Origin of the sequence: Mycolicibacterium psychrotolerans (assembly GCF_010729305.1) — a bacterium.
GTDB lineage: Bacteria > Actinomycetota > Actinomycetes > Mycobacteriales > Mycobacteriaceae > Mycobacterium > Mycobacterium psychrotolerans.
Window position 1 is genome coordinate 1,094,737 of the sequence record NZ_AP022574.1, and the last position, 24,715, is coordinate 1,119,451.

General features: G+C 70.6%; 23 protein-coding genes. 9 read left to right on the forward strand and 14 right to left on the reverse strand.

The annotated features are described in order from the left end of the window. Positions 1-34: 34 nt before the first annotated feature. Positions 35-262: a hypothetical protein gene (locus tag G6N45_RS05400; protein WP_163719578.1), complete on the reverse strand. Its 228-nt coding sequence runs from the start codon at positions 260-262 to the stop codon at positions 35-37. Between the two features lie 158 nt (positions 263-420). On the opposite strand from G6N45_RS05400, the gene G6N45_RS05405 reads away from it, so the two are divergent. Beyond that, positions 421-1,341 carry a sugar-binding transcriptional regulator gene (locus G6N45_RS05405; RefSeq protein ID WP_057149722.1) on the forward strand — a complete coding sequence of 307 codons (921 nt, stop codon included), beginning with the start codon at positions 421-423 and terminating at the stop codon, positions 1,339-1,341. Between the two features lie 34 nt (positions 1,342-1,375). Then, complete coding sequence (locus G6N45_RS05410; RefSeq protein ID WP_163720729.1) at positions 1,376-2,140, forward strand: SDR family oxidoreductase; 765 nt, start codon at positions 1,376-1,378, stop codon at positions 2,138-2,140. A 122-nt stretch (positions 2,141-2,262) separates the two neighbouring features. Here the strand turns inward: G6N45_RS05410 and G6N45_RS05415 are convergent, their stop codons facing one another. The 5 genes from G6N45_RS05415 to G6N45_RS05435 form a co-directional block, all read right to left on the reverse strand. Further along, complete coding sequence (locus G6N45_RS05415; protein WP_163720730.1) at positions 2,263-2,850, reverse strand: DUF3060 domain-containing protein; 588 nt, start codon at positions 2,848-2,850, stop codon at positions 2,263-2,265. Positions 2,851-3,028: 178 nt separating this feature from the next. Continuing rightward, entirely contained in the window at positions 3,029-4,210 is a 1,182-nt protein-coding gene (locus G6N45_RS05420; RefSeq protein WP_246228896.1) for a mechanosensitive ion channel family protein, read from the reverse strand. Positions 4,211-4,350: 140 nt separating this feature from the next. Continuing rightward, a complete protein-coding gene (locus G6N45_RS05425; protein ID WP_163720732.1) occupies positions 4,351-5,007 on the reverse strand; it encodes an MOSC domain-containing protein in 657 nt (218 codons plus the stop codon). Between the two features lie 25 nt (positions 5,008-5,032). Further along, entirely contained in the window at positions 5,033-5,443 is a 411-nt protein-coding gene (locus tag G6N45_RS05430) for a DUF2237 family protein (RefSeq protein ID WP_246228897.1), read from the reverse strand. Between the two features lie 16 nt (positions 5,444-5,459). Next, complete coding sequence (locus G6N45_RS05435) at positions 5,460-6,491, reverse strand: CobW family GTP-binding protein (RefSeq protein ID WP_163727833.1); 1,032 nt, start codon at positions 6,489-6,491, stop codon at positions 5,460-5,462. A 110-nt stretch (positions 6,492-6,601) separates the two neighbouring features. On the opposite strand from G6N45_RS05435, the gene G6N45_RS05440 reads away from it, so the two are divergent. Beyond that, a complete protein-coding gene (locus G6N45_RS05440) occupies positions 6,602-8,245 on the forward strand; it encodes a diguanylate cyclase domain-containing protein (protein ID WP_246228898.1) in 1,644 nt (547 codons plus the stop codon). Here G6N45_RS05440 and G6N45_RS28375 read toward each other — a convergent pair. After that, positions 8,211-8,471, reverse strand: coding sequence for an SDR family oxidoreductase (locus G6N45_RS28375; RefSeq protein ID WP_407664293.1), 261 nt, complete (start codon positions 8,469-8,471; stop codon positions 8,211-8,213). The two genes, G6N45_RS05440 and G6N45_RS28375, sit on opposite strands and share 35 nt — an antisense overlap. Between G6N45_RS28375 and G6N45_RS05450 the strand changes: the two genes are divergently transcribed. Beyond that, positions 8,470-8,889 (forward strand): hypothetical protein, encoded by a 420-nt coding sequence (locus G6N45_RS05450; protein ID WP_163720733.1) that lies wholly within the window; start codon positions 8,470-8,472, stop codon positions 8,887-8,889. The genes G6N45_RS28375 and G6N45_RS05450 overlap by 2 nt on opposite strands. A gap of 152 nt (positions 8,890-9,041) precedes the next feature. Here the strand turns inward: G6N45_RS05450 and G6N45_RS05455 are convergent, their stop codons facing one another. Together G6N45_RS05455 and G6N45_RS05460 are read right to left on the reverse strand one after the other, a co-directional pair. Further along, positions 9,042-10,310 carry a metal-dependent hydrolase family protein gene (locus tag G6N45_RS05455; RefSeq protein WP_163720734.1) on the reverse strand — a complete coding sequence of 423 codons (1,269 nt, stop codon included), beginning with the start codon at positions 10,308-10,310 and terminating at the stop codon, positions 9,042-9,044. Between the two features lie 109 nt (positions 10,311-10,419). After that, positions 10,420-10,842: a hypothetical protein gene (locus tag G6N45_RS05460; protein ID WP_179965275.1), complete on the reverse strand. Its 423-nt coding sequence runs from the start codon at positions 10,840-10,842 to the stop codon at positions 10,420-10,422. A gap of 61 nt (positions 10,843-10,903) precedes the next feature. Here G6N45_RS05460 and G6N45_RS05465 point away from each other — a divergent pair, with 61 nt between their 5' ends. After that, positions 10,904-11,554 carry a hypothetical protein gene (locus G6N45_RS05465; protein ID WP_163720735.1) on the forward strand — a complete coding sequence of 217 codons (651 nt, stop codon included), beginning with the start codon at positions 10,904-10,906 and terminating at the stop codon, positions 11,552-11,554. On the opposite strand, the gene G6N45_RS05470 is transcribed toward G6N45_RS05465, so the two are convergent. The 4 genes from G6N45_RS05470 to G6N45_RS05485 form a co-directional block, all read right to left on the reverse strand. Further along, positions 11,551-12,936 (reverse strand): aspartate aminotransferase family protein, encoded by a 1,386-nt coding sequence (locus G6N45_RS05470; RefSeq protein ID WP_163720736.1) that lies wholly within the window; start codon positions 12,934-12,936, stop codon positions 11,551-11,553. The genes G6N45_RS05465 and G6N45_RS05470 overlap by 4 nt on opposite strands. Before the next feature lie 98 nt (positions 12,937-13,034). Next, positions 13,035-14,459, reverse strand: coding sequence for a WS/DGAT/MGAT family O-acyltransferase (locus G6N45_RS05475; RefSeq protein WP_163720737.1), 1,425 nt, complete (start codon positions 14,457-14,459; stop codon positions 13,035-13,037). A gap of 22 nt (positions 14,460-14,481) precedes the next feature. Beyond that, the gene (locus G6N45_RS05480) at positions 14,482-15,948 is read right to left on the reverse strand and encodes a protein adenylyltransferase SelO (RefSeq protein WP_163720738.1); all 1,467 of its coding nucleotides are present in this window, start codon (positions 15,946-15,948) and stop codon (positions 14,482-14,484) included. A gap of 9 nt (positions 15,949-15,957) precedes the next feature. Beyond that, positions 15,958-17,118 (reverse strand): hypothetical protein, encoded by a 1,161-nt coding sequence (locus G6N45_RS05485; protein WP_163720739.1) that lies wholly within the window; start codon positions 17,116-17,118, stop codon positions 15,958-15,960. A gap of 183 nt (positions 17,119-17,301) precedes the next feature. Between G6N45_RS05485 and G6N45_RS05490 the strand changes: the two genes are divergently transcribed. The 4 genes from G6N45_RS05490 to hrpA are packed head-to-tail and all read left to right on the forward strand — an operon-like array spanning position 17,302 to position 22,930. After that, positions 17,302-18,195, forward strand: coding sequence for a mycobacterial-type methylenetetrahydrofolate reductase (locus G6N45_RS05490; RefSeq protein WP_163720740.1), 894 nt, complete (start codon positions 17,302-17,304; stop codon positions 18,193-18,195). 41 nt (positions 18,196-18,236) lie between these two features. Beyond that, positions 18,237-18,698, forward strand: a complete 462-nt coding sequence (locus G6N45_RS05495; RefSeq protein WP_246228899.1) for a hypothetical protein — start codon at positions 18,237-18,239, stop codon at positions 18,696-18,698. Continuing rightward, complete coding sequence (locus G6N45_RS05500) at positions 18,631-19,020, forward strand: VOC family protein (RefSeq protein WP_163720741.1); 390 nt, start codon at positions 18,631-18,633, stop codon at positions 19,018-19,020. The genes G6N45_RS05495 and G6N45_RS05500 overlap by 68 nt, the downstream gene beginning before the upstream one ends. 1 nt (position 19,021) lies before the next feature. Further along, positions 19,022-22,930, forward strand: coding sequence for an ATP-dependent RNA helicase HrpA (gene hrpA / locus G6N45_RS05505; protein ID WP_163720742.1), 3,909 nt, complete (start codon positions 19,022-19,024; stop codon positions 22,928-22,930). 15 nt (positions 22,931-22,945) lie between these two features. On the opposite strand, the gene G6N45_RS05510 is transcribed toward hrpA, so the two are convergent. Beyond that, a complete protein-coding gene (locus G6N45_RS05510; protein WP_163720743.1) occupies positions 22,946-24,631 on the reverse strand; it encodes a helix-turn-helix domain-containing protein in 1,686 nt (561 codons plus the stop codon). Between the last annotated feature and the right edge of the window lie 84 nt (positions 24,632-24,715).

A 24,715-nucleotide genomic window follows, 5' to 3' on the forward strand; every position in this document is an offset into this window, starting at 1 on the left:
CGCATGGTGGCCGGGGTCGGTTCGACGGTTGCGGTCACTTCGCACTCCTTTCGACGGGGGCGAGCGGTGCGCGCCCGATGACTGTGGTGGGAGCGCACGCCAGGAGGCGCATCAGCGCAGGAAGTGCGGCAACCCGGGGCGCGAGGACGCTCGACTCGGCGGGGTCGGTGCCGAGCACACGTGCCGCGATGTCGCCGACCCGCGCGGCGTCGAGCGTGCTGACGCAACGGTGATACCCGCCCGTCAGATCGCCAACCTGCATCGGTCGCCTTCCGCTTCCGGTCCACACCGCGCTCATCTGTTACGCGGATTGCTCATCTGATCGCCTGTGATGTGGATCATTCTCTGAGCTATGCTCACATGTCAAGCGGCTCTGCTCATACGAGCAGAGCCAGGTAACGGCCGGCGCAGGGAGGTGACATGGGACCGGACGAGCTGTTCCAGCGCGCCGTGATCGCGCGCCGCTACTACCTCGAAGGACGCACTCGAGTCGAGATCGCCGAGGAGTTCGGCCTGTCCCGCTTCAAGGTGGCGAGGATGCTCGAGGAAGCGCTCGAGTCCGGAATGGTCGAGATCGTGATCCACGACCCCGGGTCGATCAACGTTGACCTGTCCAGCGCCCTGCAGAAGCGCTACTCCCTGCAGCACGCCTACGCCGTCGTCGCGGAATCGAAGAACACCGCCGACCGGGTGGAAGCGGTCGCCAAGGCGATGGCCGACCTGCTGCAGTCGATCCTTCGCGAGGGCGACGTCATCGGCATCGACTGCGGCCGCACCATGACCCGCATCGCGCCGTACCTGCAGGCCCTGCCTAGATGCGACGTCGTCCAACTGACCGGCCTGGCCGGCGGCCTCACCTCCAACGGCGCCGACCTGACCCGGCGGATCTCCGAGGTTACCGGCGGCAAGTCCTGGCCGCTGTACGCGCCCTACGTCGTCGGCGACGCCCGCACCGCAGAAAGCCTGGCCAGCACGCCCCCGATCAAGGACGCCTTCGCCAACCAGTCCCGCGTCACCTGCGCGCTGGTCTCCGTCGGCGGGTGGACAGCCGAGGCGTCGCAGGTCTACACGTCGATCTCCGAGGAGGAGGCGTCGGCGCTGTACGAGGCCGGGGTGCGCGCGGAGACCTGTGGGCTGCTGCTCGACGAGAACGGCACCCGGGTGGCCGGACTCGACGAGCGCCGCATGGGTATCACCGAGGAAGGGCTGCGCGCCATCCCCACGGTCATCGCGATCTGTGCGGGTGCCGAGAAGATCACCGCGACCCGGGCCGTCCTGCGCTCGGGTCTGGTGTCCGCACTGGTCACCGACACCGAGATCGCGGCCGCCGTCCTCGACTGACGCGGCCGCCGAACCGAGCGAAAGGACTACACCCATGACCGAGCCCGTCGTCGATCTCGACTTCCCCCTGACCGGGAAGACGGCCGTGGTCACCGGAGGCGGATCGGGGATCGGCGCAGCCATCGCGTCGGCGTTCGCCGCCAAGGGCGCGCGCATCGCCGTCGTCGACCTGAACGCCGACGCGGCGCAGGATCACGCGGCCACACTCGGCGGAGACAGCCGCGGATTCCGTTGCGACGTCTCCGATCCCGCGTCGGTCACCGCGACCGTCGAGGAGGTGGTCACGGCGTTCGGCCGCGTCGACGTGCTGGTCAACAGCGCGGGCGTCGTGCTGCTCGGCCCCGCCGAGGAGCTTGCCCTCGACGCCTGGGACAAGACCATCGACATCAACCTCAAGGGCACCTTCCTCATGTGCCAGATGGTCGGCCGGCACATGCTCGACGCCGGGGGCGGCGTCGTCATCAACATGGCATCCCAGGCCGCCACCGTGGCGCTGGATCAACACGTCGCATACTGCGCGTCGAAGTTCGGGGTCGTCGGGGTGACCAAGGTGCTGGCGATGGAGTGGGGTGGCCGAGGTGTGCGGGTCAACAGCATCTCCCCGACCGTGGTGCTGACCGAACTGGGCCACAAGGCCTGGGACGGGCCGCGCGGTGACGCGCTGAAGAAGCAGATCCCTGTCGGCCGGTTCGCGTATCCGAACGAGATCGCGGCTGCCGCAGTGTTTCTCGCCTCCGACGCGGCGGGCATGATCACCGGTGCCGATCTGCTGATCGACGGTGGCTACACGATCCGGTAGGCGGCCGCGGTGGTCTCCGCCGCGCCCAGTGAGAAGCGATGGCTGTGACCGGGCGCGTGGAGCAGCCAGGAATGGCGATCTGGGAGGCGTTATCCCCTGCAGTCTCTGGGCCGCAACCGTGTTCAACTGGTTGTGCACGGCGCGACCGTGATGATCCGGTTGTTCTGGGCGTCGGATGACGAGTCGATGGGATCCTCGAGCGAACCTCCGCAGCGTGCCGTGATCCTGTTCGAGTTCCCGCTGATGCTCAGGGTGCTACCGCCATCGGCGGTGACGTGATTGCCGTTGCCGATTGCCGCGGCGGTACTGCCGTTGGTCGCCCGGACTCGGTTGAGGTTTCCGAGAGCATCAGCGGTGCTGTGGTTGTCGGCCTTCACCCTGTTGAAGTTGCCAAAGCTACCGGCGACGCTGTTATTCGTCGCGATGACGACGTTACCCACACCGGACAACGCGCCGGCCTGACTGTTGTTGACGGCGATGGCTACGTTGAGCCCCAGGGTCGTTGCCACGCTGCTGCCGGTGTGTATCAGTGGAATGCCGGCCACCGAAATTGCAATTCCACCAGTTGTCTTTTGGTCGGTTGTTCTCGTCGTTGCCCTCGTGTCATGCGGTGCCCGGCCCGTATCCGCCGAGCCGGTTGCGGTTCCAATAATCAGCGACAGTGCCGGTGCGCCGACGCACACGACCACGGCCGCCCAAAGTGGCTTCATCGGAGTCTCCTCTTCACGGCTACACCCTGCGCGGACTCCGCCTCAGCGAGACGGAGCTCGCAGAAGGAATTCTGGTAGCCGATCGACGGACCGCATCAGTAGTCGACTACTGCACTTTGGCGATCGACAGCCGCGGTTCTTGCAGTGTGCCCCGTGGATTGTGCAACGCGCCAAGGGCTTATCCGGTCTTCTCGAAGGCCCGTCCGCGCCGCTCGGCGTCCGCACTGCCGCTGAACAGACCCGAATCCGCCTGCGGCGCATTGCGGTATCCGGTGTCGCGGCCATCAGTCCGGTCGGTGTCGGTCTGGTGCTCGATCCGCTGACGGGGCAGGGCATCGGGATTGGTGCGCTGCAGCCACGCCACCATGCCCTCGCGGACATCGCAGCGCAGGTCGAACAGCTGGCCGGCGTCCGGCGCGCTGACGAGCATCCGGACCCGGACCCGACCGTCGACCGCGTCAGTGACCTGGAGAACCCCGACGCGCCTGTCCCACTTCGGATTGGCGCGCAGCAGCCGGTCCAGCTCCGCGCGCATCGCGTCGAACGGCACGGTGAAGTCGACGTCGAGTTCAGCCGTTCCCAGCAGCTCTGTCGCGTTGCGGGTCCAGTTCTGGAACGGCGTCGTCGTGAAGTACGTGCACGGCAGCACCAGACGGCGCTCGTCCCACAGGTGCACCACGACGTAGGTGAGCGTGATCTCCTCGATCCGGCCCCACTCCTCTTCGAGCACCACGACGTCTCCGACGCGGATCGCGTCGGAGAACGCGATCTGGATCCCGGCGAACACCGACCCGAGCGAGGTCTGCGCGGCCAGGCCTGCGACCACCGTCAACACCCCGGCCGAGGCGAACATCGTCCTGCCGACGTCGGAGAACGACGGGAACGTCATCAGCGCGGCCGCCGCTCCCAGTACGACGACGATCGCGACCGCGAGCCGGCGCAGCGTGGTGACCTGGGTGCGGATCTTGCGGCGGTGCCGGTCGGCATCGGTGAGGCCGGTGTCGCCGCCGGCGAAGCGGTCGATCACCTGACGTTCGGCCACCAGCACGAGGCTGGCCACCATCCACGTGACGGTGCCGATCAACGCGATCACCAGCGTGTGGTCCAGCCAGCCGCGCCAGCCGGCGTGCCCGTCCGACGCGCGCCGCACCGCGGCCGACGCCGCGATGACCACCAGGGTCGCCCGCAGCGGCCTGCGCGTCAGGTCGGCGACGTCGTGCAGCACGCGGCTGCGCCGGCCGAGCCGTTGCAGCAGCCAGGACAGCGCCAGGCCAAGGACGTAGGCCAGCCCGACGGCGCCGGCCACCCACGCTGCGGTGGTGGCCAGGTGTGTCGCGGGCGCGAAAGTCGGATCATCCACACGAAATACAGCTCCTCGGGATCGGGGGTGCGGGGCGCCGGCGAGTACGTCGTCGTCGACTGGCATGTCGGCGCACGGTGGCGTTCCCGGCTGCCGCGCGGTGCAAAACCGCATCAGCCGATCTGCCCCGCGATTGGGACTCAGCTCACACCGGTGCGCTTGGCCACCTGTCGTTTGATCTTGTCGGGCAGGGCGTCGGCCACCAGGAGACCGGGCAGCAGGTCCGGTTCGCTCATCAGGGCACGGAACACGACTCCGACCGTGACGGTGTGTTCGGGCCGGGAGATCACGTCGACGGCGTCGCCGGCGCGCACCAGGCCGGGTTGGACGACGCGGAAGTACGCGCCCGGCAGGGCGGCCGCGGTGAACGTCTTCATCCAGCCCCGGATGCCCAGCCAGGTGGTGAACGTCCGGCACGGGGTCCGCGGACTGGTCACCTCGAGCACCAGACCGTCGGATCCGACCGACCATCGCTCGCCGATCAGGCTGCCGGTCACGTCGACTTCCGCGGTGGTCAGGTTCTCCCCGAACATCCCGTTGGTCAGCTCGCGGTCCAGATCCCGCTCCCAGCGGTCCAGGTCCTCGCGGGCGTAGGCGTAGACGGCCTGGTCGTCACCGCCGTGGTAGCGCCGGTTGCAGATCGAGTCCCCGGCGACGCCGCTGCCCGGCCCGTCCTTGCGCGGCCCGGGCGCGCTGATCGCGAGCGGTTCCGCGCTGGGCCTCTTGTCGATCCCGGTGCGCAGCTCGCCCAGATCGATGGGCGCGGTCGCCGTGTTCACCGTCAACACCGAAGCCATGACCGACGCTAACCCGCGGGGGCGCTCACAGCCCTGCCGGGTCGTCGGGCACGTCGACCGCGTAGCCGGCCAACACCTCCAGCGGAATGAGGTCGAGGGTGCGTTCGTGCGTGCCGGCCAGCACCACCGGGCACGCCTGCCCGTCGTGGTGCGCGCGCAGCCAGTTTCGGGCCGTCACACACCACCGGTCACCGGGGACCAGGCCGGGAAACCGGTATGCGGGCATCGGTGTGCCGAGGTCGTTGCCGATCGACCTCTGGTGGGCGAGGAACTCCGCGGTGACGACGGCGCAGATGGTGTGCAGGCCGAGGTCCTGGTCGCCGGTGCTGCAGCAGCCGTCGCGGTAGAAGCCGGTCAGCGGTTCGGTGCCGCAGGGGTCCAGCGGGTTGCCGAGAACGTTGCGTTCTGCCCCGCTCTCGTCCATGGGTTCTGCCATCGGCCCAGGATAGGGGTCAGATGCTGAGCCGGCGATAGCGTTGCAGGCGCCGGATGCCCTGTGCCGCTGCGGCGTCGGCGATCGGGCCGAGGGCGGTGCGCAGGGCGTCGCGCACGGCGTCGACGTCAAGGTGCATGCCGATGGCCACCAGCGAGTTCGCCATCGGATTGACTCCAGCGCCTGCCGGTGCGGCCGCGACGTGCACCGACGCCCCGACGACGTTGACGACGTAGCGGCGCACCGAACCGCGGTAGCGCACCGCCACCGTGCCCTTCATCCGGTACACGCCCGGCGGCGGCTCCTCGAGCAGGTCGACGAGCTTGCCGGGATCGACGCAGCCCTCACTGAGGACGGTGACCGCGTCGGCGTGCACGTGGTGGTGCTCCTCGTCGTCCTCGGCCGCGTTGAGCAGTTCCCGGAACGTGAGTTGTCCGACCTGCTCGTCGTCGGCGGCGACGTCGTAGAGCAGTGCGGGGTCGATCCGGCCGGCGGTGGCCCCGCAGACCTGGGCGTGCGGGTTGCGCTCACGCACCCGCTCGGTGACCCGGCGCAGCGTCGCCTCCTGCGCGTCGCGCCGGACCTGGTCGAGTTTGTTGACCACCACCAGCGTCGCGGCGCCGTAGCGCGCCGGCGGGCTCGCATCCCGGTCCACGGTGTCGAAGTGCCGTGCGGCGTCCAGCACGTCGACCACCCCGCCCGGCCGGATTCCGTCCACGCCGCTGAAGCGGATGATCCGCGAGATCGCGACGGGGTCGGCCAGCCCGCTGGCCTCCACAATGATCGCGTCGAGACGCAGCTTCGGGTCGGCCAGGCGGGCGAGCGCCACATCCAGGCCGCCGTCGTCGGGCAGGCAGCAGATGCAGCCGCCCGCGATCGACGCGGGCTCGTCCACCTGGCCGGTGACCAGTCCGGCGTCGACGTTCAGTTCCCCGAAGTCGTTGATCACCACACCGATTCGCGCGTCAGGGGTGCGCAGCACGTGGTTGAGCAGCGTCGTCTTGCCAGCCCCGAGGTAACCGGTCAACGCGATGACGGGAATCGGGTGCACAGTCCGCGAGGCTACAGGGGTCATGTTGCGGTAGTGGGGCCCATGGTGTGCAGTTTGCCGGTACCATGATCGTCCGCGCCCGCGGCGCGGAAAATGGGGGCGCGACGAGCATGCATGGCGAGATGGACAGCGGCGCCGCCGCCGCCGAGCGGTTGCCGCTCGCCGAGGCCGCCGCCGATCTGCCGGTGCTCAGGGCCCTGCTGCGCATCTCCGAAGCCGTCGTTCGCGCGGACTCTTTCGACGAGGTGCTCGAGGTGGTCGCCGAGCAGGCGCTGATTGCGCTCCGGGCGTCGTCACTGTCGATCAGCCGGTGGGAGCAGGATCGGGAGGCGCTGCGCACCCTGATCAACGTGGGTGACATCGCGCCGCACGAAGTGCGATGGCCGACCGACGAGTACTATCCCGTGGCGTCGTTTCCGCTGGTCGAGGACCTGCTGCGCCGCGGCAGGTCCTACATGAACGCCATCGACGATCCCGATTGTCCGCCCGATAGCCTGGCACTGCTCAAGGATGTCGGCAAGGAGTGCGAGATCGCGGTGCCGGTGATGTGCGGCGACGCCATGTGGGGCGAGATCTGGGTGACCGGCGCCGACGGCCGCCGCTTCGACCGCGGGGACGCGCAGCTGCTGCAGGCCATCGCCGCGCACATCGCGGTGGCGATCGGCCGGTCGGAGTTGCTCAGCACGGTGTGGGGTTACGCGCTGCAGGATCCGCTCACCGGCATCGCCAACCGGCGCGCCATCGATCAGCGGTTCGCTGAAACCGACTGGGAGACAGCATCTTCGGTGGTATTACTGTGCGACCTCGACGGGTTCAAGAGGATCAACGACCGCGACGGCCACCCCGCGGGGGACCAGCTGCTGCGCGATGTCGCCGCGGTACTCGGCCGGCTCGCCGGCGCGATCGACGGTGCCATCGCGGCGCGCCTGGGTGGCGACGAGTTCTGCGTGCTGCTGCCCGACGCCACGCTCGCGGCGGCCCAGGTCTTCGCCACCGACGCGACCCGCGTGCTGCACGAGGCGGTCGACGACTCGGTCAGCGTGTGCTGGGGCGCTGCGGCGGCGACGCCCGAGGTCCGTACCGGAAGCGATCTGCTGGCCGCCGCGGACGCGGCGCTCCTGCACGCCAAACGGCAGGGGCCCGCGCGGTACAGCGCCGGCGGGCCGACGCCGGTCACACCCCCCGGTATCGAGGACCTGGACCGGCGGTCCGACGACCGGCGCGCCGCCGACCGACTCGCCGCCACCGTGGTTCGCGCCCTCGAGGAACGCCGCGACATGGCGCTGCCCGCGGCCCTGGAGTTCCTGGCCAACGCCGTAGCGCAGGCCGTCGACGCGGCCGCATGGGCGATCTCCGAATGCGCCGAGGGAGGTGACGCCCTACGGCTGGTGAGCAATGTGGCCAGCGTGCGCAAACGGGACGCCGGGCTGACGGTGCTCGTCGAGTTCGGTCCGCCCCTCTACGACATGGAGGACTACCCGGCCTCGGCCGCCGCCGTCGCCGACGGTTCGACATTTCTGGCCGCTGTCGACCTGGAGGGCTCCGATCCCGACGAGGTGGCCCTGCTGGTCCAGCTGGGCTATCAGGCGGTGCTGGGTGTCGGCGTTCCCGCCGACGAGTGCAGTTATCTGCTGGAGTTCTATTCCCACGACGGACACCAGGCGCTCGCCGACATCACACCGCTGGCTCAGGTGCTCGCGGCGTACTGCGTGTCCCGGCTCAGCGGAAGCCGGCCGTCCCGCCGTCGGCCATGATCGTCTGACCGGTGACGAACGCGGCGTCGTCGCCGAGCAGGAAACACACCACGGGGGCGATGTCGGTGGCGACGTCCCGTCGGCCGTTCCCCACGCAGTGCCAAGCGATGGAATTGAGGCCGAATTGCAGTGGTGCAGTACTGATGTCGTCGCGCGGTGCGGGAGCGACGATCCCGCTTGGAACCGCGTGCCGCCCGCCCGCGGTCACCGAGAGGAGGATTCTCATGATCAAGAAAGTGTTCATCACCGCGGCCGCCGCGGTGGTGATGTCCGTTCCGCTGGCTGGAGTGGCATGGGCGGATCCGGCGCCTGACGGGGGCAACAACAATCCGGTTGGTGGTCCCGGTGGTATGCCAGACAAGATCGGTACCGCGGCCGGCCTGAGCGAGCCGAAAACTCCTGGCTCGGCATTCAGTGACGCGAAAGCCTATTACGAGAGCCAGCACGGCGGAGCGCACACCAACACTCCTACGGCCTATACGGAGTACATCAATACGTTCGTCGCACCTACGTTGGGTGCCCAACCCTGGGAAACCACACCCGGAGGCATAGGGATAAAAACCTTCACATCCGGCTGCAATAACGGGCGTCACCTCACTGACGGATCACCGGACCGGAACGCGATCTGTACTCAGAGGCCGTAGAACAGCAGGACGCGGCGCTCGGTTTTCGTCGATATCACGCCGACTTCCGCCCTTGTGTCGGGCGTGCGGTCGCGTGAGTTATCGCGATGCCGGCGCCGCGAGCCGGCCACGGGGAGAACAACGATCGGCTGACAATCGGCCGGCCAACGGCGTCACGCCGTCGGGCCCTTGACGATCACGCCGTCCTTGACGATCACGGACAGGTTCTTCGCCGGCTCGCCCAGCAGGGCCAGGTCCGTCGTCGGATCCCCGTCGACCAGCAGCACGTCGGCCCACGCGCCGACCGTGATCTCCCCGAGGCGGGCCGACCGGTACGGATCGCGCTCCCCGGCCATCCGGAACAGAGCGGCGTTGCCGGAGGTGACCAGCTTCAGCGCGTCGACGGCACTCATGTACTCCCCGAGCCGGACCAGCATCGCGCTCTGCAGATCGTCGCGGTCGGGCTCGAAGAGCAGATCGGTGCCCCAGGCCAGCTTCACACCGTGCTTGGTGGCCCAGCCGAAGATTTGGTCGGTGCCGGCGCAGATCTCGCGGTTCTTCTCGGCGCTGTCCGGGTTCAGGAACGAGTGGTCGTGTTCGGCGAAGGGTTGCGTCGAGAGCCACACGCCGCGCTCGGCCAGCATCGCGATGGTGGGTTCGTCGGCCAGGTGGCCGTGCTCGATCGAGCGCACCCCGGCATCGACCGCCCGGCGGATGCCGGTGACGTTGTAGACGTGGGTGGCGACGTAGGTGCCGTAGTCCTCGGCGGCCTGCACCGCGGCGCGCAGTTCGGGTTCGGTGAACTGCACGGTGTAGAGCGGGTCGTACAGCGAGGCCGCGCCGCCGCCGACCATCAGCTTGATCTGACTGGCACCGAGTTTGAGTTGCTCGCGCACCGCGGCCAGCACCCGGTCGGGGCCGTCGGCGACCCGCATGAACCCGATCTGCTCGGCGCGCGACTCGTCGCCGCCCAGCGCGGTGGGCCGTTCGTAGACGAAGCCGAAGTCGCCGTGGCCGCCGGTCTGCGAGATCGCGGCCTGGCTGGGGTAGATGCGGGGGCCGAGCGCCGGTGCGGAGTCGATCACCTTCTTGATGCCCGCGGTGTCGCCGGCCATGTCGCGCACCGTGGTGAACCCGCGAAGCAGCGTGTCCTTCGCCTTGGCCAGCGTCGAGGCCGCCAGCAGGGACTGCGATCCCATCGCCAGGTCGAGCAGAGTGTTCGCCATGCCGACGAGGTGGACGTGGGCGTCGCTCATCCCGGGCATCAGCGTGCGGCCGCCGCCGTCGATCACCGTGGTGGTGTCCGTCTCGGCGATCGGGGAGCGCTCCACCGCCGCGATCGTCGCGCCCTCGATCAGCACGTGCCCGTCGGACACCCGGTCGGACAAGCCGTCGAAGATCCGCACGTTCTTGATCAGCAGGCGTTCACTGTTCCCGGCCATCGGGGCCACCTCCCTCGTCGGGACCTCACGGTAGCCGCAGGGCGACGCGGAAAGCCGGACCCGACGGGCAGTCGGATCCGGCTCGTCCGGCGATCAGGTGATGGTCGGGTCAGGGAGCGGGGATGGAGGCACAGCCGATGCCCGGGATGCAGCCCGAGACACCGTCGGGGCCGGCCGATCCGCCGACGCCGCCGGGGTTGGTGCTGCCGCTGGCGCCGCCGGGTCCGGCGACACCGGAGGGGCCACCGGGAATCGCGCCGCTGGCGCCCTCAGGGCCGGCCGCTCCGGCCACGCCGCCGGGGTTGGTGCTGCCGCTGACGCCACCGGGGCCGGCGGTACCACCCGGGCCGCCGGGGATGGCGCCGCTGGCACCACCCGGGCCGGCCGTACCCGCGGTCACGCAGGGCGTGCCGTCGGGGTTGAAGCACGGCGGCGGCGCGGGCTGCGCGAAAGTCAGAGGCGCGGTTGCGATTGCGGTCGCCGCAGCGCCAGCGAAGAACAGGGAACTCAGATTCAATGTCTTGTGTCGCATGGCTAAGTAGTTGCCGGTCGCCTCGCCGTTGAAACCATCGTCGTGGTGGCATTCTGGCTTGATGGGTCTGATCTTCCGGCTGCTCGAGCTCCTGGTGGTGCTCGTGCCGCTGATCGGCGTGGGCTACGCCACGTACCGCGGCATCATGGCCGCGCGCGGGCAGCGAGACCCCGAACTCGCGCCCGCGCCCGCGCCGAACCCGCGGCCGGCGACCTCGGCGCAACGACGCGCGATCATCCGCACCATCGAGCAGCACGACCGCACCGACACGCGCTGGCTGGAGTACGAACTGGACGCGGCCAAGGTGCTGGATTTCCCGCTGATGACCGACATGCGCGACCCGCTGACCGAACGGTTCCACCGCGCGAAACTGCGTGCGGACTTCCTGCGCCCCGCCGACGTCGGCGATCTGCTGGAGGACCGCGACGCGATGCGCGCCTACGTGGAGGCGGTGGGCGAGTACGTCACGGCGTTCGACATCGCCGAGGCGGAAGCGCACCGCCGCAGGCGTGCGGCGTTCACCGCGGACGAGCAGGAGCGCCTGGCGCGGGCCCAGCGGCTGCTGCGCGTTGCGGCCGACGCGGGGGCCACGCCGCAGGAACGCGACCGCGCCTACCGGCTGGCGCAGCGCGAACTCGACGGGCTGCTCGTCCTGCCCGAGCGTGCCCGGGTGGCGCTCGAGCGCGGCATCAGTGGCGAGTTGGGGGATTAGCCCAGCGCGGCGTCGGCCACGTCGAGGGCACGGTCCAGGATCGCCACACCCTCGCGGGCCTGCTCCTCGGTGACGATGCACGGCGGCACCACATGGATGCGGTTGTAGTTGGCGAAGGGCAGCATGCCGAGCTTCTTGCACTCGGCGATCACCGAATTCATTGCCGCACTGGAACTTCCGTACGGCGCCAGCGGCTCACGGGTGTCCTGATCGGCGACCAGTTCGACGGCCCAGAACACCCCGGCGCCGCGGACCTCGCCGACACTGCGGTGCCGTGCCGCGACCTCGCGCAGCGCCGGCCCGAGCACCTCGGCTCCGATGCGGGCCGCGTTCTCGACGATGCCCTCCTCGGCCATCGCGGTGATCGTCGCGACCGCGGCGGCCGTGGCGAGCGGATGTCCCGAGTACGTCAGCCCGCCGGGGTAGGCGCGGTGGTCGAACGTCTCGGCGATGTGCGGGCTGATCGCCACGCCGCCGAGGGGCACGTAACCGGAGTTCACGCCCTTGGCGAAGGTCAGCAGATCGGGGGTGACATCGAAATGGTCGACGGCGAACCACTTTCCGCTTCTGCCGAAGCCCGACATCACCTCGTCGGCGATGTAGACGATGCCGTACTCGTCGCACAGGTCCCGCACGCCGGCGAGGTAACCGGGCGGGGGCACCATGATGCCCGCGGTGCCGGGGATCGACTCGAGGATGATCGCCGCGATCGTCGAGGGGCCCTCCATCCGGATGAGGTCGCGCAGGTGCGCGAGCGCGCGCTCGCTCTCCTCCTCCTCGGTGGTGGCGTGGAACTGCGAGCGGTACAGGAACGGTCCGAAGAAGTGCACGACACCGGCGTTGCCGTGATCGTTGGGCCAGCGCCGGGGATCACCGGTGAGGTTGATCGCGGTCTCGGTGCCCCCGTGGTAGGAGCGGTAGCGAGCCAGCACCTTGTAGCGCCCCGTGTGCAGGCGCGCCATCCGCACGGCGTGCTCGACGGCGTCCGCGCCGCCGTTGGTGAAGAAGATCTTGTTCAGGTCACCGGGGGTGCGCTCGGCGACCAGGCGGGCCGCCTCTGAGCGGGCGGCGTTGGCGTGCTGCGGCGCCACCGTGCACAGCTTGGCGGCCTGCTCGGCGATCGCGGCGACGACCTTCGGGTGTTGATGGCCGATGTTGGTGTTCACCAACATCGACGAGAAATCGAGCAACCGGTTGCCGTCACCGTCCCAGACGTGGCAGCCGTCGGACGCGGTGATCGTCATCGGCGCGATCTCGGCCTGCGCCGACCACGAGTGGAACACATGCGCCCGGTCCAGTTCGTAGGCGCGGGCGGCCTCGGCCCTGGCCTCGTCGCGGGTCAGGCCGTTGGGCAGTGTGGTGGTGTCGTCCATCAGGGTCATGGCAGTTCTTTCGCTGGTCGGGCGGGGCGCGCGCCGAGCGTACGGTTTGTGCGCCGGTTACCCGGGTTCTGGTGCAACAACCGTACATTCGGCGCCTCTCAACTCTCGGAGGCCTTCTCGAGCGCGGCGAGTGCCTCGCCGCTGTAGACGGCCAGCCGCTGCAGGTGCGGCAGCGTGTCGCGGCAGCCGACGAACCCGATGTTGATGGTGTCGGCGTAGCTCTGCAGCGTGATGTTCAGTGCCATGCCGTGGATCGGGATGGACACCGGATAGGTGGCTTCCAGTCGGGAACCGTTGAACCACAACGGTTCCCGTGGACCGGGCACATTCGACACGCACAGGTTGAAGGTGTAGGGCCACGGCGTCTGCACGCCGGTCAGCGCGCCGGCGATCTGACCGCCCGCAGGCGCCAGCAGCGCGGCGCTGTAGGCGATGATGGCCGCCGGCGACATCGTCTGCAGCTGCGCCTTCGCCGCCCGCGTCGCCGCGGTGATCACCTCGAGCCTCTCCACCGGATCGGCGATGTCGGTGCCCATCGGCGCGAGGATCGCGCCCACCGCGTTGCCGCCGCCCTCGTCGCCCTTGGGCCGGACGTTGACGGGCAGGAACGCGATCAGCGAGCGGTCCGGCAGCTCGTCGATCTCGGAGAGGAACGCCCGCAGCCCGCCGCCCAGGATCGCCAGCGCGACGTCGTTGATGGTCGCCCCGTGCTGGGAGCTCAGCTTCTTGAGCCGGTCGAACTCGTACTGCTGGGTGGCGAAGCGCCGGTTGCGGCTGATGCGCGCGTTGAGGATGCTGTGCGGCGCCGACGCCGAACCCGCGATCTGGGCGTAGTCACCGTCGCGCCGGATCTGCGTGTTCACCACGGCCGTGGCCAGGTCGACCGCCGAGCTCACCCCGCCGGTGACCGTCGACCCGATCCCGCCGAGTGCCCGCAGCGTCGAGGCGATCGGGTTCACCGTCTCGGTGCTGGCCAGCGGTCGCTTGCGTTCGGGCAGCGGCACATTGAAGAACAGCCGGGTGTCGCGCGACTCAGGGTCGGTGGACATGCTGCGGCTGAGCATCCGCATCGCGCTGTAGCCGTCGACGAGCGCGTGGTGGATCTTCAGGTACAGCGCGAAGCGGCCGTCCTCGAGCCCCTCGATCACGTGCAGTTCCCACGGTGGCCGGGTCAGGTCCAGGTGGTTGCTGTGCAACCGCGACACCAGGATGCCCAACTCGCGTTCGTCGCCCGGACTGGCCAGCGCCGACCGGCGCACGTGGTAGTCGAAGTCGAAGTCCTTGTCGACCACCCAGCTGTGCAGCGGGCTGAACTGCAGCCGGGGGTGGGCGAGCTTGAGGTTCCACGGCCGGGTCACCTCCCGGCGGCGCGCGTCGGCGATCATCTCCCGCAGATACTCGACGCTCGCGTCAGCGGGCGGGGTGAACGGCAGCAGGCCGGCCACGTGCATCTTCGAACTCGACGTCTCGCCGTAGATGAAGATCAGATCCTGCAGACCGAGCCTGACACTGTTGGCGCTCACGTCGCCACGGTACGCGGTGTCTTCAGGTCCCACAGAAGGTTCGGAACCCGGCGGAGAACTCCTCGCGGCCCGGTTCGGCGTAGCGCTGGAGCCCGGCCCGTTCCTCGAACGGAGACCGCACCGCGTCCAGCAGTGAGCCGACCGGGCCGAGGTCGCCGTCCGTCGCCGCTGCCAGTGCCTCCTCCACGAGGTGGTTGCGCGGAATGTAGATCGGGTTCACCGCGTCCATCGCGGCCGGATCGGGTCCGAGTTCGCGCCAGCGCGCCAGCCAGGCGTCGAACGCGGCGAGGTCGACGAACTCGCCGCGCGCGGGCTCGGCGTCACCGCGCGCCGCCGAGGCCAGCCGGCGGTAGAACGACGTGTGGTCGACGCGGCTGCCCTGCATCTGGACGAGCAGCTCGGCAATCAACGCGTCGGCCTGCTCCGGCGCGGCCGAGCCGATCCCCAGCTTGGCGCGCATCCCTTCGGCCCACCGCTGTTCGTAGCGGGTTCGGAACGTGCCCAGCGACTCCTCGGCCATCGCGACCGCCGTGTCGAGATCCTCCGGGTCCTCGGTGAACAGCGGCAGCAGCGCCTCGGCGAAACGCGCCAGGTTCCACAGCGCGATCGCCGGCTGGTTGCCGTAGGCGTAGCGGCCCATGCTGTCGATAGAGCTGAACACCGTCTGCGGATCGAAGGCCTCCATGAACGCGCACGGGCCGTAGTCGATCGTCTCGCCCGAGATCGTCATGTTGTCGGTGTTCATCACCCCGTGCACGAAGCCGACCAGCATCCACTGCGCGATCAGGTCGGCCTGCACGCCGGTGACGGCCTCCAGCAGCGCGCGGTACGGCTGCCCGCTCCCGGCGGCGTCCGGGTGGTGCCGGGCGATCGCATGGTCGGCCAGTCGGCGCAGCACGCCGAGGTCGCCGGTGTGGCCCGCGACCAGCGACGCGTACTGGAAGCTGCCGACCCGCAGGTGGCTCGACGCGACCCTGGCCAGCACCGCGCCGGGCAGTTCCGTCTCGCGGTACACCGGCCTGCCGGTGGCGACCACGGCCAGCGAGCGGGTGGTCGGGATGCCCAGCGCGTGCATCGACTCGCTGATCACGTACTCGCGCACCATCGGGCCGACCGCGGCCAGCCCGTCCCCGCCCCGGGCGAACGGGGTGCGGCCGGAGCCCTTCAGATGCAGATCGCGCACGCGGCCGTCGGCGTCGGCGAGTTCGCCGAGCAGCAGCGCCCGCCCGTCGCCCAGCCGCGGGACGAAGCCGCCGAACTGATGACCGGCGTACGCCTGCGCCACCGGCGTCGCGCCGGCCGGGACCTCGGTGCCGGCCAGCAGGCCCAGACCCTGCGGGCTGCGCAGCCACGCCGGATCCAGTCCCAGTTCGGCGGCCAGCGGCTCGTTCAGCACCAGCAGCTGCGGATTCGGCGCCGCCTCGGCCTGCCAGCGCACCGCGAGCTCCGGAAGGTCACGGACGAACGTGTCCTGCAGCGCGATGCTCATCCGTCCAGCCTACGGAGACGGTTCGATGACGGCGATCGCGTCGACGTCGTCCTTGATCGGGATGCGCCGCGAGCTCTCCTCGAACACCAGCGCGCCCGCCGGATCGGTGTAGCCGTCGCTGTGCGGCAGGATCAGCGCCCGTTGCCCGGGCGCGACCTCGGCCGTCTGCAGCGCCGAGGTGGGCGGCGATACCTGCGCGATCTGCTGCCCGGCGAGCTGCCACACGACCGGCGGATCGGGCTGCGGCTGCCCGCACCGCCACGTCGTGAGGCTCAGCTTCGGCGCGCCCTCGTTCGGCCACCACAGCTTGGTGATCCGGGATCCCGCGGCGGGGTCGGCGCCGGCGACGTCGAAGGTCTGCTGGTTGCCGTCGGCGTCGGACTGCACGACGGCCGCCGTGCCGCACGCATCGCCGGTGGCCCGGTACAGCGCGTAGGCCAGGGCGGCGCCGTCGGGGCTCAGCCGGGCCACCGCCACCGAGCTGTTTGCGTCGGCCTGTCCCAGCGACGTCGGCGCGCCCGGGCCTCGCACGGCGTACAGCGTGTCCGGCCCGCCGAACGGTGTGGGGGCCCCCTCGACCCGCGCGAGCACCGCGGTTCCGCCGCGGGCCACGATCAGCCGGGCATCACCTGCCTGCGGGACGGGCGGCAGGTCGACGGTCTGCATCACCTGCGGCGCCGCCGCGGCGTCGGCCAGGTCGAGCCGCATCAGCCGGTTGGGCTGTTCCCACCACACGATCGCGCTGCCGCCTCCGGTGCCCAGTGCGGGGCCCACCGGGATCTGGCGGGTGCTGCCGCGCCGGTTGCGCACGTCGATGGTCGCCAACTGGTTGTCGACCGTCCGGGCGAACACGAAGCGGCCGTCCTCGGTGCTGAGCAGATCGTTGGACGGGGTGAACGCGCCGGACGCGGTGGCGATCACGGTCGTGCCCTCCACGACGCCGATCTCGTCGGCGGCGCGGTAGGCCAGCAACGGACCGGCCACCCCGGGCGGCGGTGCGGTGGTGGTGGGGTCGAACGGCGACGACGGCCTGGTTCCCGAGGGCCCCGACGTGGAGGTCGACCCGGGCGGCGACTGCAGCCCGGTGCAGGCCGCAGCGAGGAGGGTGACGAGCCCGAGCAGGACGGCGGTGACGGCGACGGTGACGATACGGCGGGACGAATTTCTCATAGGGATCTGGGTTCCATGTAAGCGGAAGACGCGGCCACGGGGGGCCGCGGGGTGGGTGCGCGGCGCGCCCGCGCGGGGGCCGCTCGGTATGGTGATTGCTCGCCGGTGGTGGGGGAATCGCGGGCTGACGAGCTGCGTCGGCCGGCCGCCGGGACCTGTGAACCGTAGATGTGGAGCAACGCTGTGAGCCTGAACACCATCGCTCTCGAGTTGGTGCCGCCGAACGTCGACCGGGGCCGCGAGCAGGCCCTCGAGGACGCCGAGAAGGTGCTGCGGTGTTCAGCCGAGGCAGGGGTCGGCGGCCGGGTCCGGCACGTCATGATCCCCGGCATGATCGAGGAGGACGACGACCGTCCGCTCGAGATGAAGCCCAAGCTCGACGTCCTGGAGTTCTGGTCGATGATCAGGCCGGAACTGCCCGGGGTCCGGGGGCTGTGCACCCAGGTGACCGCGTTCATGGACGAACCGACGCTGCGCGCCCGGCTGACCGAACTCGGCGGCAGCGGTTTCGACGGGATCGCGTTCGTCGGCGTGCCCCGCACGCTGAACGACGGCGAGGGCTCCGGGGTGGCGCCCACCGACGCGTTGACGATGTTCGACGAGGTCGTGGCCAACCGCGGCGTCATCCTCATCCCGACCCGCGAGGGCGAGCAGGGCCGGTTCACCTTCAAGTGCGACCGTGGCGCCACCTACGGCATGACGCAGCTGCTGTACTCCGACACGATCGTCGACTTCCTGACCGAGTTCGCCGCGACCACCGAGCACCGGCCCGAGATCCTGCTGTCGTTCGGTTTCGTGCCTGCGGTGGAGACGAAGGTCGGACTAATCAACTGGCTGATCCAGGATCCCGGCAACGCCGCCGTCGCCGCCGAGCAGGACTTCGTCAAGAGGCTGGCCGGCGCGGAACCGGTGGAACGCCGCAAGCTGATGGTCGACCTGTACAAGCGGGTGGTCGACGGTGTCGGTGAGCTCGGCTTCCCGCTCAGCGTGCACTTCGAGGCGACCTACGGCGTCAACACGCCCGCATTTCAGACGTTCGCGGAGATGCTGGCCTACTGGGCTCCCGACCGCGGGTGAATTCGCGCTGAGTTTTTCGCCCCGGTGGGGTCTACTGGGGTATGAGCAGGCCGATCGTCGCCTGGGCCGCCGCGGTGCTGGCCGTGGGTTCGGCTGTACTGCACGGCGGTTCCCTTTCCGGTGCGATGAGCCCGTGGCTCTTCGCGCTGACCGTCGCGATGATCGCCGGATGTCTGTTCTGCGCCTACGAGCTGCTGAGCCGCGACACCGTGCGGGCGTGGGTGCTGGTCGCGATGATGAACCTGGCGATGATCGGCGCGCACCTGCCGATGCCCGCCGGTCACCACCACGGCGGCCTCGGAGCGGCCGGCGCCGCCTCGCTGCATCCGGCCACGGTCGTCGCGGTGCTCGAGGTGATGCTCGCCGCGGCGGTGCTGTTCGTCCGCAGCCGAGCGCTCGCGCCGACCGCCGGCCCAGCGTGCCAGAGTGGAGCTCATGACCTCGGCGCATCTCCCGGTCGGCAGGTTGGGCGCGACCTCGATCGACTGCCCGAATCCGGCTGAGCTGGCGGACTTCTATGCCGCGCTGCTCGGCATGCGGCGCTTGGTCGAGACGCCGGACGGCGGCGTCGTCGCGATCACCGACGGCGCGGCGATCCTGGCGATGATGCGCGTCGACCCCTATGTCGCGCCGACGTGGCCCGCGGGGGACCAACCGCAGCAGATGCACCTCGACGTATCGGTCGACGACCTCGACCGGGCCATCGCGGCCGCCGAGGGGCTGGGCGCGCGCCAGGCCGCTGGGCAGCCGCAGCCCGCGCTGTGGCGGGTGATGCTCGACCCGGCCGGCCACCCGTTCTGCCTGACGACGGTGGGCGCCGCCTGACATGCCCGATCCGACCTCGGCCGAGGTGCGTGCGCTGCGCGCGCGGCTGGACGGCCTGACGATCCGCGACGCGGCGCGGCTGGGCCGAAAGCTGCGCACGATGCGCTCGCCCGACCCCGCGCAGCTCGAGCGGCTGACCCGCCAGATCGCGACCGCCGAGGCGCTGGTCGCCACCCGCGAGGCCGCCGTGCCGGCCATCAGCTATCCGGATCTGCCGGTCAGCGAGCGGCGCGGCGACATCGCGGCCGCGATCGCCGCGAACCAGGTGGTGATCGTGGCCGGGGAGACGGGCTCGGGCAAGACCACGCAGCTGCCGAAGATCTGCCTGGAACTGGGCCGTGGCATCCGCGGCACGATCGGTCACACCCAGCCGCGTCGCCTCGCCGCGCGCACGGTCGCCCAGCGCATCGCCGACGAACTGGGCACCCCGCTGGGCGACGCGGTGGGCTACACCGTGCGCTTCACCGATCAGGCGAGCGACCGCACCCTGGTCCGGCTGATGACCGACGGCATCCTGCTCGCCGACATCCAGCGCGACCGGCGACTGCTGCGCTACGACACGCTGATCATCGACGAGGCCCACGAGCGCAGCCTGAACATCGACTTCCTGCTGGGCTATCTGCGGCAGCTCCTGCCGCGCAGGCCCGACCTGAAGGTGATCGTCACGTCGGCGACCATCGAGCCGCAGCGCTTCGCCGACCATTTCGGTGGGGCACCGATCCTCGAGGTGAGCGGCCGCACCTACCCGGTCGAAATCCGTTACCGGCCTCTGGAAGTGCCCGTGGTGGCCGACGGCGACGACCCGGACGATCCCGACCACGAGGTGGTCCGGACCGAGCTGCGCGACCCGACCGAGGCGATCGTCGACGGGGTGCGCGAACTCGCCGCCGAACCGCCCGGCGACGTGCTGGTGTTCCTGTCGGGGGAGCGCGAGATCCGCGACACCGCCGAAGCTCTCCGCGCCGACCTGGGCGAGCAGACCGAGGTGCTGCCGCTGTACGCGCGGCTGCCCACCGCCGAGCAGCAGAAGGTGTTCTCTCCCAGCCGTTCCCGGCGGCGCGTCGTGCTGGCTACCAACGTCGCCGAGACGTCGCTGACGGTGCCGGGCATCCGCTACGTCGTCGACCCGGGGACCGCGCGGATCTCGCGCTACAGCCGCCGCACCAAGGTGCAGCGGCTGCCGATCGAGCCGATCTCCCAGGCCTCGGCCGCGCAGCGCGCCGGCCGGTCCGGGCGCACCGCGCCGGGCGTCTGCATCCGGCTCTACTCCGAGGAGGACTTCGCCGCGCGGCCCCGCTACACCGACCCGGAGATCCTGCGCACCAACCTCGCCGCGGTGATCCTGCAGATGGCCGCGCTCGGATTCGGCGACATCGAGGGGTTCGGGTTCCTCGACCCGCCCGACGCGCGCAGCATCCGCGACGGCATCGCGCTGCTGACCGAACTCGGCGCGTTCACCGACGGCGAGCTCACCCCGCTGGGCCGCCGGCTCGCCCAGATCCCGGTCGACCCGCGGCTGGGCCGGATGATCCTGCAGGCCGAGACCGAGGGCTGTGTGCGCGAGATGCTGTTGCTGGCCGCCGCACTGTCGATCCCCGACCCGCGTGAGCGGCCCGCCGACCGGGAGGAGGCCGCCCGCCAGAAGCACGCGCGGTTCGCCGACGAGCACTCCGACTTCGTGTCGTTCCTGAACCTGTGGCGGTATCTGGGCGAGCAACGAAAAGAGCGCAGCGGCAGCTCGTTCCGACGGATGTGCCGCGAGGAGTTCCTGCACTACCTGCGGATCCGCGAATGGCAGGACCTGGTCGGCCAGCTGCGGTCCATCTGCCGCGATCTGGGCATCACCGAGTCCGACGATCCGGCCGACGCGGCCCGGGTGCATGCGGCGCTGACGGCCGGGCTGCTGTCGCACGTCGGGATGCGCGACGAGTCGAAAGGACGCGACTCCCGGGAGTTTCAGGGCGCGCGCAACGCCCGTTTCGTGCTGGCGCCCGGTTCGGTGCTGACCCGCAGGCCGCCGCGCTGGGTGGTGGTGGCCGACCTGGTCGAGACCAGCCGGCTCTACGGCAGGACTGCCGCGCGCATCGACCCGGAGACCGTCGAGCGGGTGGCCGGGCACCTGGTGCAGCGCAGTCACAGTGAACCGCACTGGGACGCCGAGCGCGGCGCGGTGATGGCTTACGAGCGGGTGACCCTCTACGCCCTTCCGCTGGTGGCGCGCCGGCGGGTTGGGTACGCCGAGATCGACCCGCCGGTGGCGCGGGAGCTGTTCATCCGGCACGCCCTGGTCGAGCAGGACTGGCGCACGCGGCACCACTTCTTCGCCGACAACGCCCGGCTGCGCAGCGAGCTGACCGAACTCGAGGAGCGGGCCCGCCGCCGCGATCTGCTGGTCGACGACGACGAGATCTTCGCGTTCTACGACGCCCGCATCCCGGCCGAGGTGGTGTCGGCCCGCCACTTCGACGGGTGGTGGCGCAAGCAGCGCCACCGCACACCGGATCTGCTGACGATGACGCGGGATGATCTGCTGCGCAACGACTCCGGCGCCGAGCAGCCCGACGCCTGGGAGGCCGGCGACCTCGCGCTGCCGCTCACCTACCGCTACGATCCGGGCGCGGCCGACGACGGCGTCACGGTGCACGTCCCCGTCGACGTGCTGGCACGGCTCGGCGGCGACGACTTCGCCTGGCAGGTCCCCGCGCTGCGGGAGGAACTGCTCACCGCGCTGATCCGGTCGCTGCCCAAGGATCTGCGCCGCAACTTCGTGCCCGCCCCCGACACCGCGCGGGCGCTGCTGGCCTCGATCACGCCCGAGCGCGGACCGCTGCTCGACGCGGTGCAGCGCGAATTACGCAGGCGCACCGGCATTCTGGTGCCGATCGATGCCTTCGATCTGGAGAAGATCCCGCCACACCTGCGGGTGACGTTCGCGGTCGAGGGTGGGGACGGCGCGGTCGTCGCGCGCGGCAAGGATCTCGGCGTATTGCAGCGCACACTCGCCGCACCGGCGCGGGACGCCGTCGCGGCCGCTGCCGGTGACCTGGAACGCAGCGGGTTGCGCACGTGGCCCGACATCGACGAACTGCCTCGGGTGGTCGAGCGGCAGGGCGCCTCCGGGCACACGGTGCGCGGATACCCGGCGCTGGTCGACGACCGGACGTCGGTGTCGGTGAAGGTCTTTCCCACCGAAGCCGAGCAGGCGGTCGCCGCACCGGCGGGGACGCGACGGCTGCTGCGCCTGGCCGGCCCGTCGGTGGCCAAAGCCGTGGAGAAGGCCCTGGACACCCGGACGCGGCTGACGCTGGGCACCAACCCGGACGGTTCGCTGACCGCACTCGTCGATGATTGCGCCGACGCCGCGATGCAGGTGCTGGTGGCTGAACCGGTCTGGCGCCGTGCGGAATTCGAGCAGGCCCGGGCGCGGGTGGCCGAGGCGCTGGTGCCCACCACGCTCGACGTGGTGCGGCGTGCCGGAAAGGTGATCGCCGCGCTGCACGACGTGCAGCTCGCCCTGCCCGACACCCCCACCGCGGCACAGGCCGACGCGATCGCCGACATCCGCGACCAGCTCGCGCGCCTGGTGCCTGCCGGTTTCGTGGCCGCGGCCGGCGCGTCGCGGCTGGCCGACCTGACCCGCTACCTGATCGCGGTGAACCGGCGGCTGGAACGATTGCCGCACGGGCTGGGCGCCGACCGGGAGCGGATGGACCGGGTGGCCGCCGTCCGCGACGCCTACGACGACGTCGTCTCCGCGCTGTCACCCGCGCGTGCCGCCGCCGACGACGTGCGCGACATCGCATGGATGATCGAGGAATTGCGGGTGAGCCTGTGGGCCCAGCAGCTCGGCACCCCGCGTCCGGTCAGCGAGCAACGGATCCACCGCGCCATCGATGCGCTCTCCCGCTGACCGGCACTCAGGGCGTCAGCCCAAGGCGGCGATCCGGGCGACCGTCAGCGCGGACGTGAGCTGCAGCAGGTCGGCAGGCCGGGACAGCGCAAGACCGGTCAGCTCCTCGAGCCGGCGCATCCGCTGGGCCACGGTGTTGGGGTGCAGGTGCAACCGGGCCGCGGCGGCGCGCCGGTCCAGCCCTGTGTCGAGCACCACCCGCGCGGTGTCGAGCAACTCGGTCGAGCGGTTGCGGTCGTACTCGGCGGCCCGGCCGAGCACCGACATCGCGAACTGCCGGAGCCGTTGCGGATCACCGAGTTCGAGCAGCAGGTGGTCGATCGTGATGTCGGTCAGGTCGATCACCGTTGGCCCACCGCGGTCGCCGGCCAGACCCAGTGCGCCGCGCAGCGTCCGGTAGGTCGCGGGCAACTCCTGAGCGCTCACCTGCGCCGACACCGCGGCGTGGGCGTGCTCGACGACGCCTGTGCCGGTGAGGTGATCGACCAGCCGCCGGGTGATCTCGACGGCGGGACCGGCGAAGCCCGCCGCCCGGGCGGCGGCGGGCCAGATCAGGATCAGGTCTCCCCGGTGCGCCGCGGACAGCGGCCGCGGCACGGCGCGGGCGAAGAACCTGTCCGCGGCGCCCGGCAGACGCTCACTGTCGGCGGCGCGCAGCGCGATCAGCGTCTGCCCGCCCGCCAGATCCCAGCCGAGCCTGCGGGCCCGCTCCAGGAATGCGGGCATGGCGGCCGCGTCGGAGCCGAGCAGGTCGGCCACCAGCGAACCACGAAGCCGCTGTTCGACTTCGGCGGCCGTCCGGGCGCGCAGCAGCTCCAGCGCGGTGACCACCGCCGCGTGCTCCATGGCCCGCACGTCGAGGCCGGAGAGCTCGGCGTCGGCGGTGAGCACCTGGATCCGCGCAACGGCGGCGCCGTCGAGGATCACGTCGGTCACGGTGGTGTCGCGCGCGTCGGGGGCTGCGTCCCCGGGCCAGCGCGCGGCGGCGAGCTGCTCGGAGTAGACGTCCTCGATGCGGACCGGCCGGTCGAGCAGCTCGGCCAGCGCCGACGCGACGCCGGCCACGCCCTCCCCGCGCAGCGCGGTCGCGGTCAGCAGTGTGTGCACCTCTTCGGCGCGTTGCAGTTCCCGGATGGTGGCCTGCTCGGCGGCGCGCAGTTGGGCCGTGCCGAGCGCGATGGCGACCTGCGTCGCCAGTGTGCTCACCAGCCCGATCTCGGCACGGTCGAAGCGGTGCGGACGCGCGCGGTAGCCGTTGAGCGCCCCGACCACGGCACCGGACCGCCGCAGCGGCACCGAGATCAGTGCCCGGTACCCCTGCTCGTGGGCGACGCCGCTCCACGTGAAATGGGGCATGCGGTCGATGTCCTCGACGGTCACCACCTCGCCGGTGCGGAACGCGATGCTCGTCGGCGCCTCCCGCTCACCGCGCATGTCGAGCAGGATGGGCCGGTCGGCGTTGACCTGGTCCACATAGTCGCCCGACAGCCCGTGTGAGCCGACGATCGTCAGCGCCGTGCGGGAGGCGTCGGGCAGGAAGACCGCGCAGAAGTCGTAGTCGAGGAGCGTGCACGCGGTCCGCGCCACCCGGTCGAGTACCGCCGCCACCGGTTCGTCCCCGCCGACGGCCTCCCCGATGTCGGCCAGCGCGCCGAGCCATAACTCGAGTGGCCGCGCCGGGTCCTGTGTGGCCGATGACATAGGAGTGAGCCTAAGTGTGTCTGTCAAGACATTGCCCCGCGTCGGCCACCACCCGCAGAGTGAGTGCCGTGACCGCGGTCACAG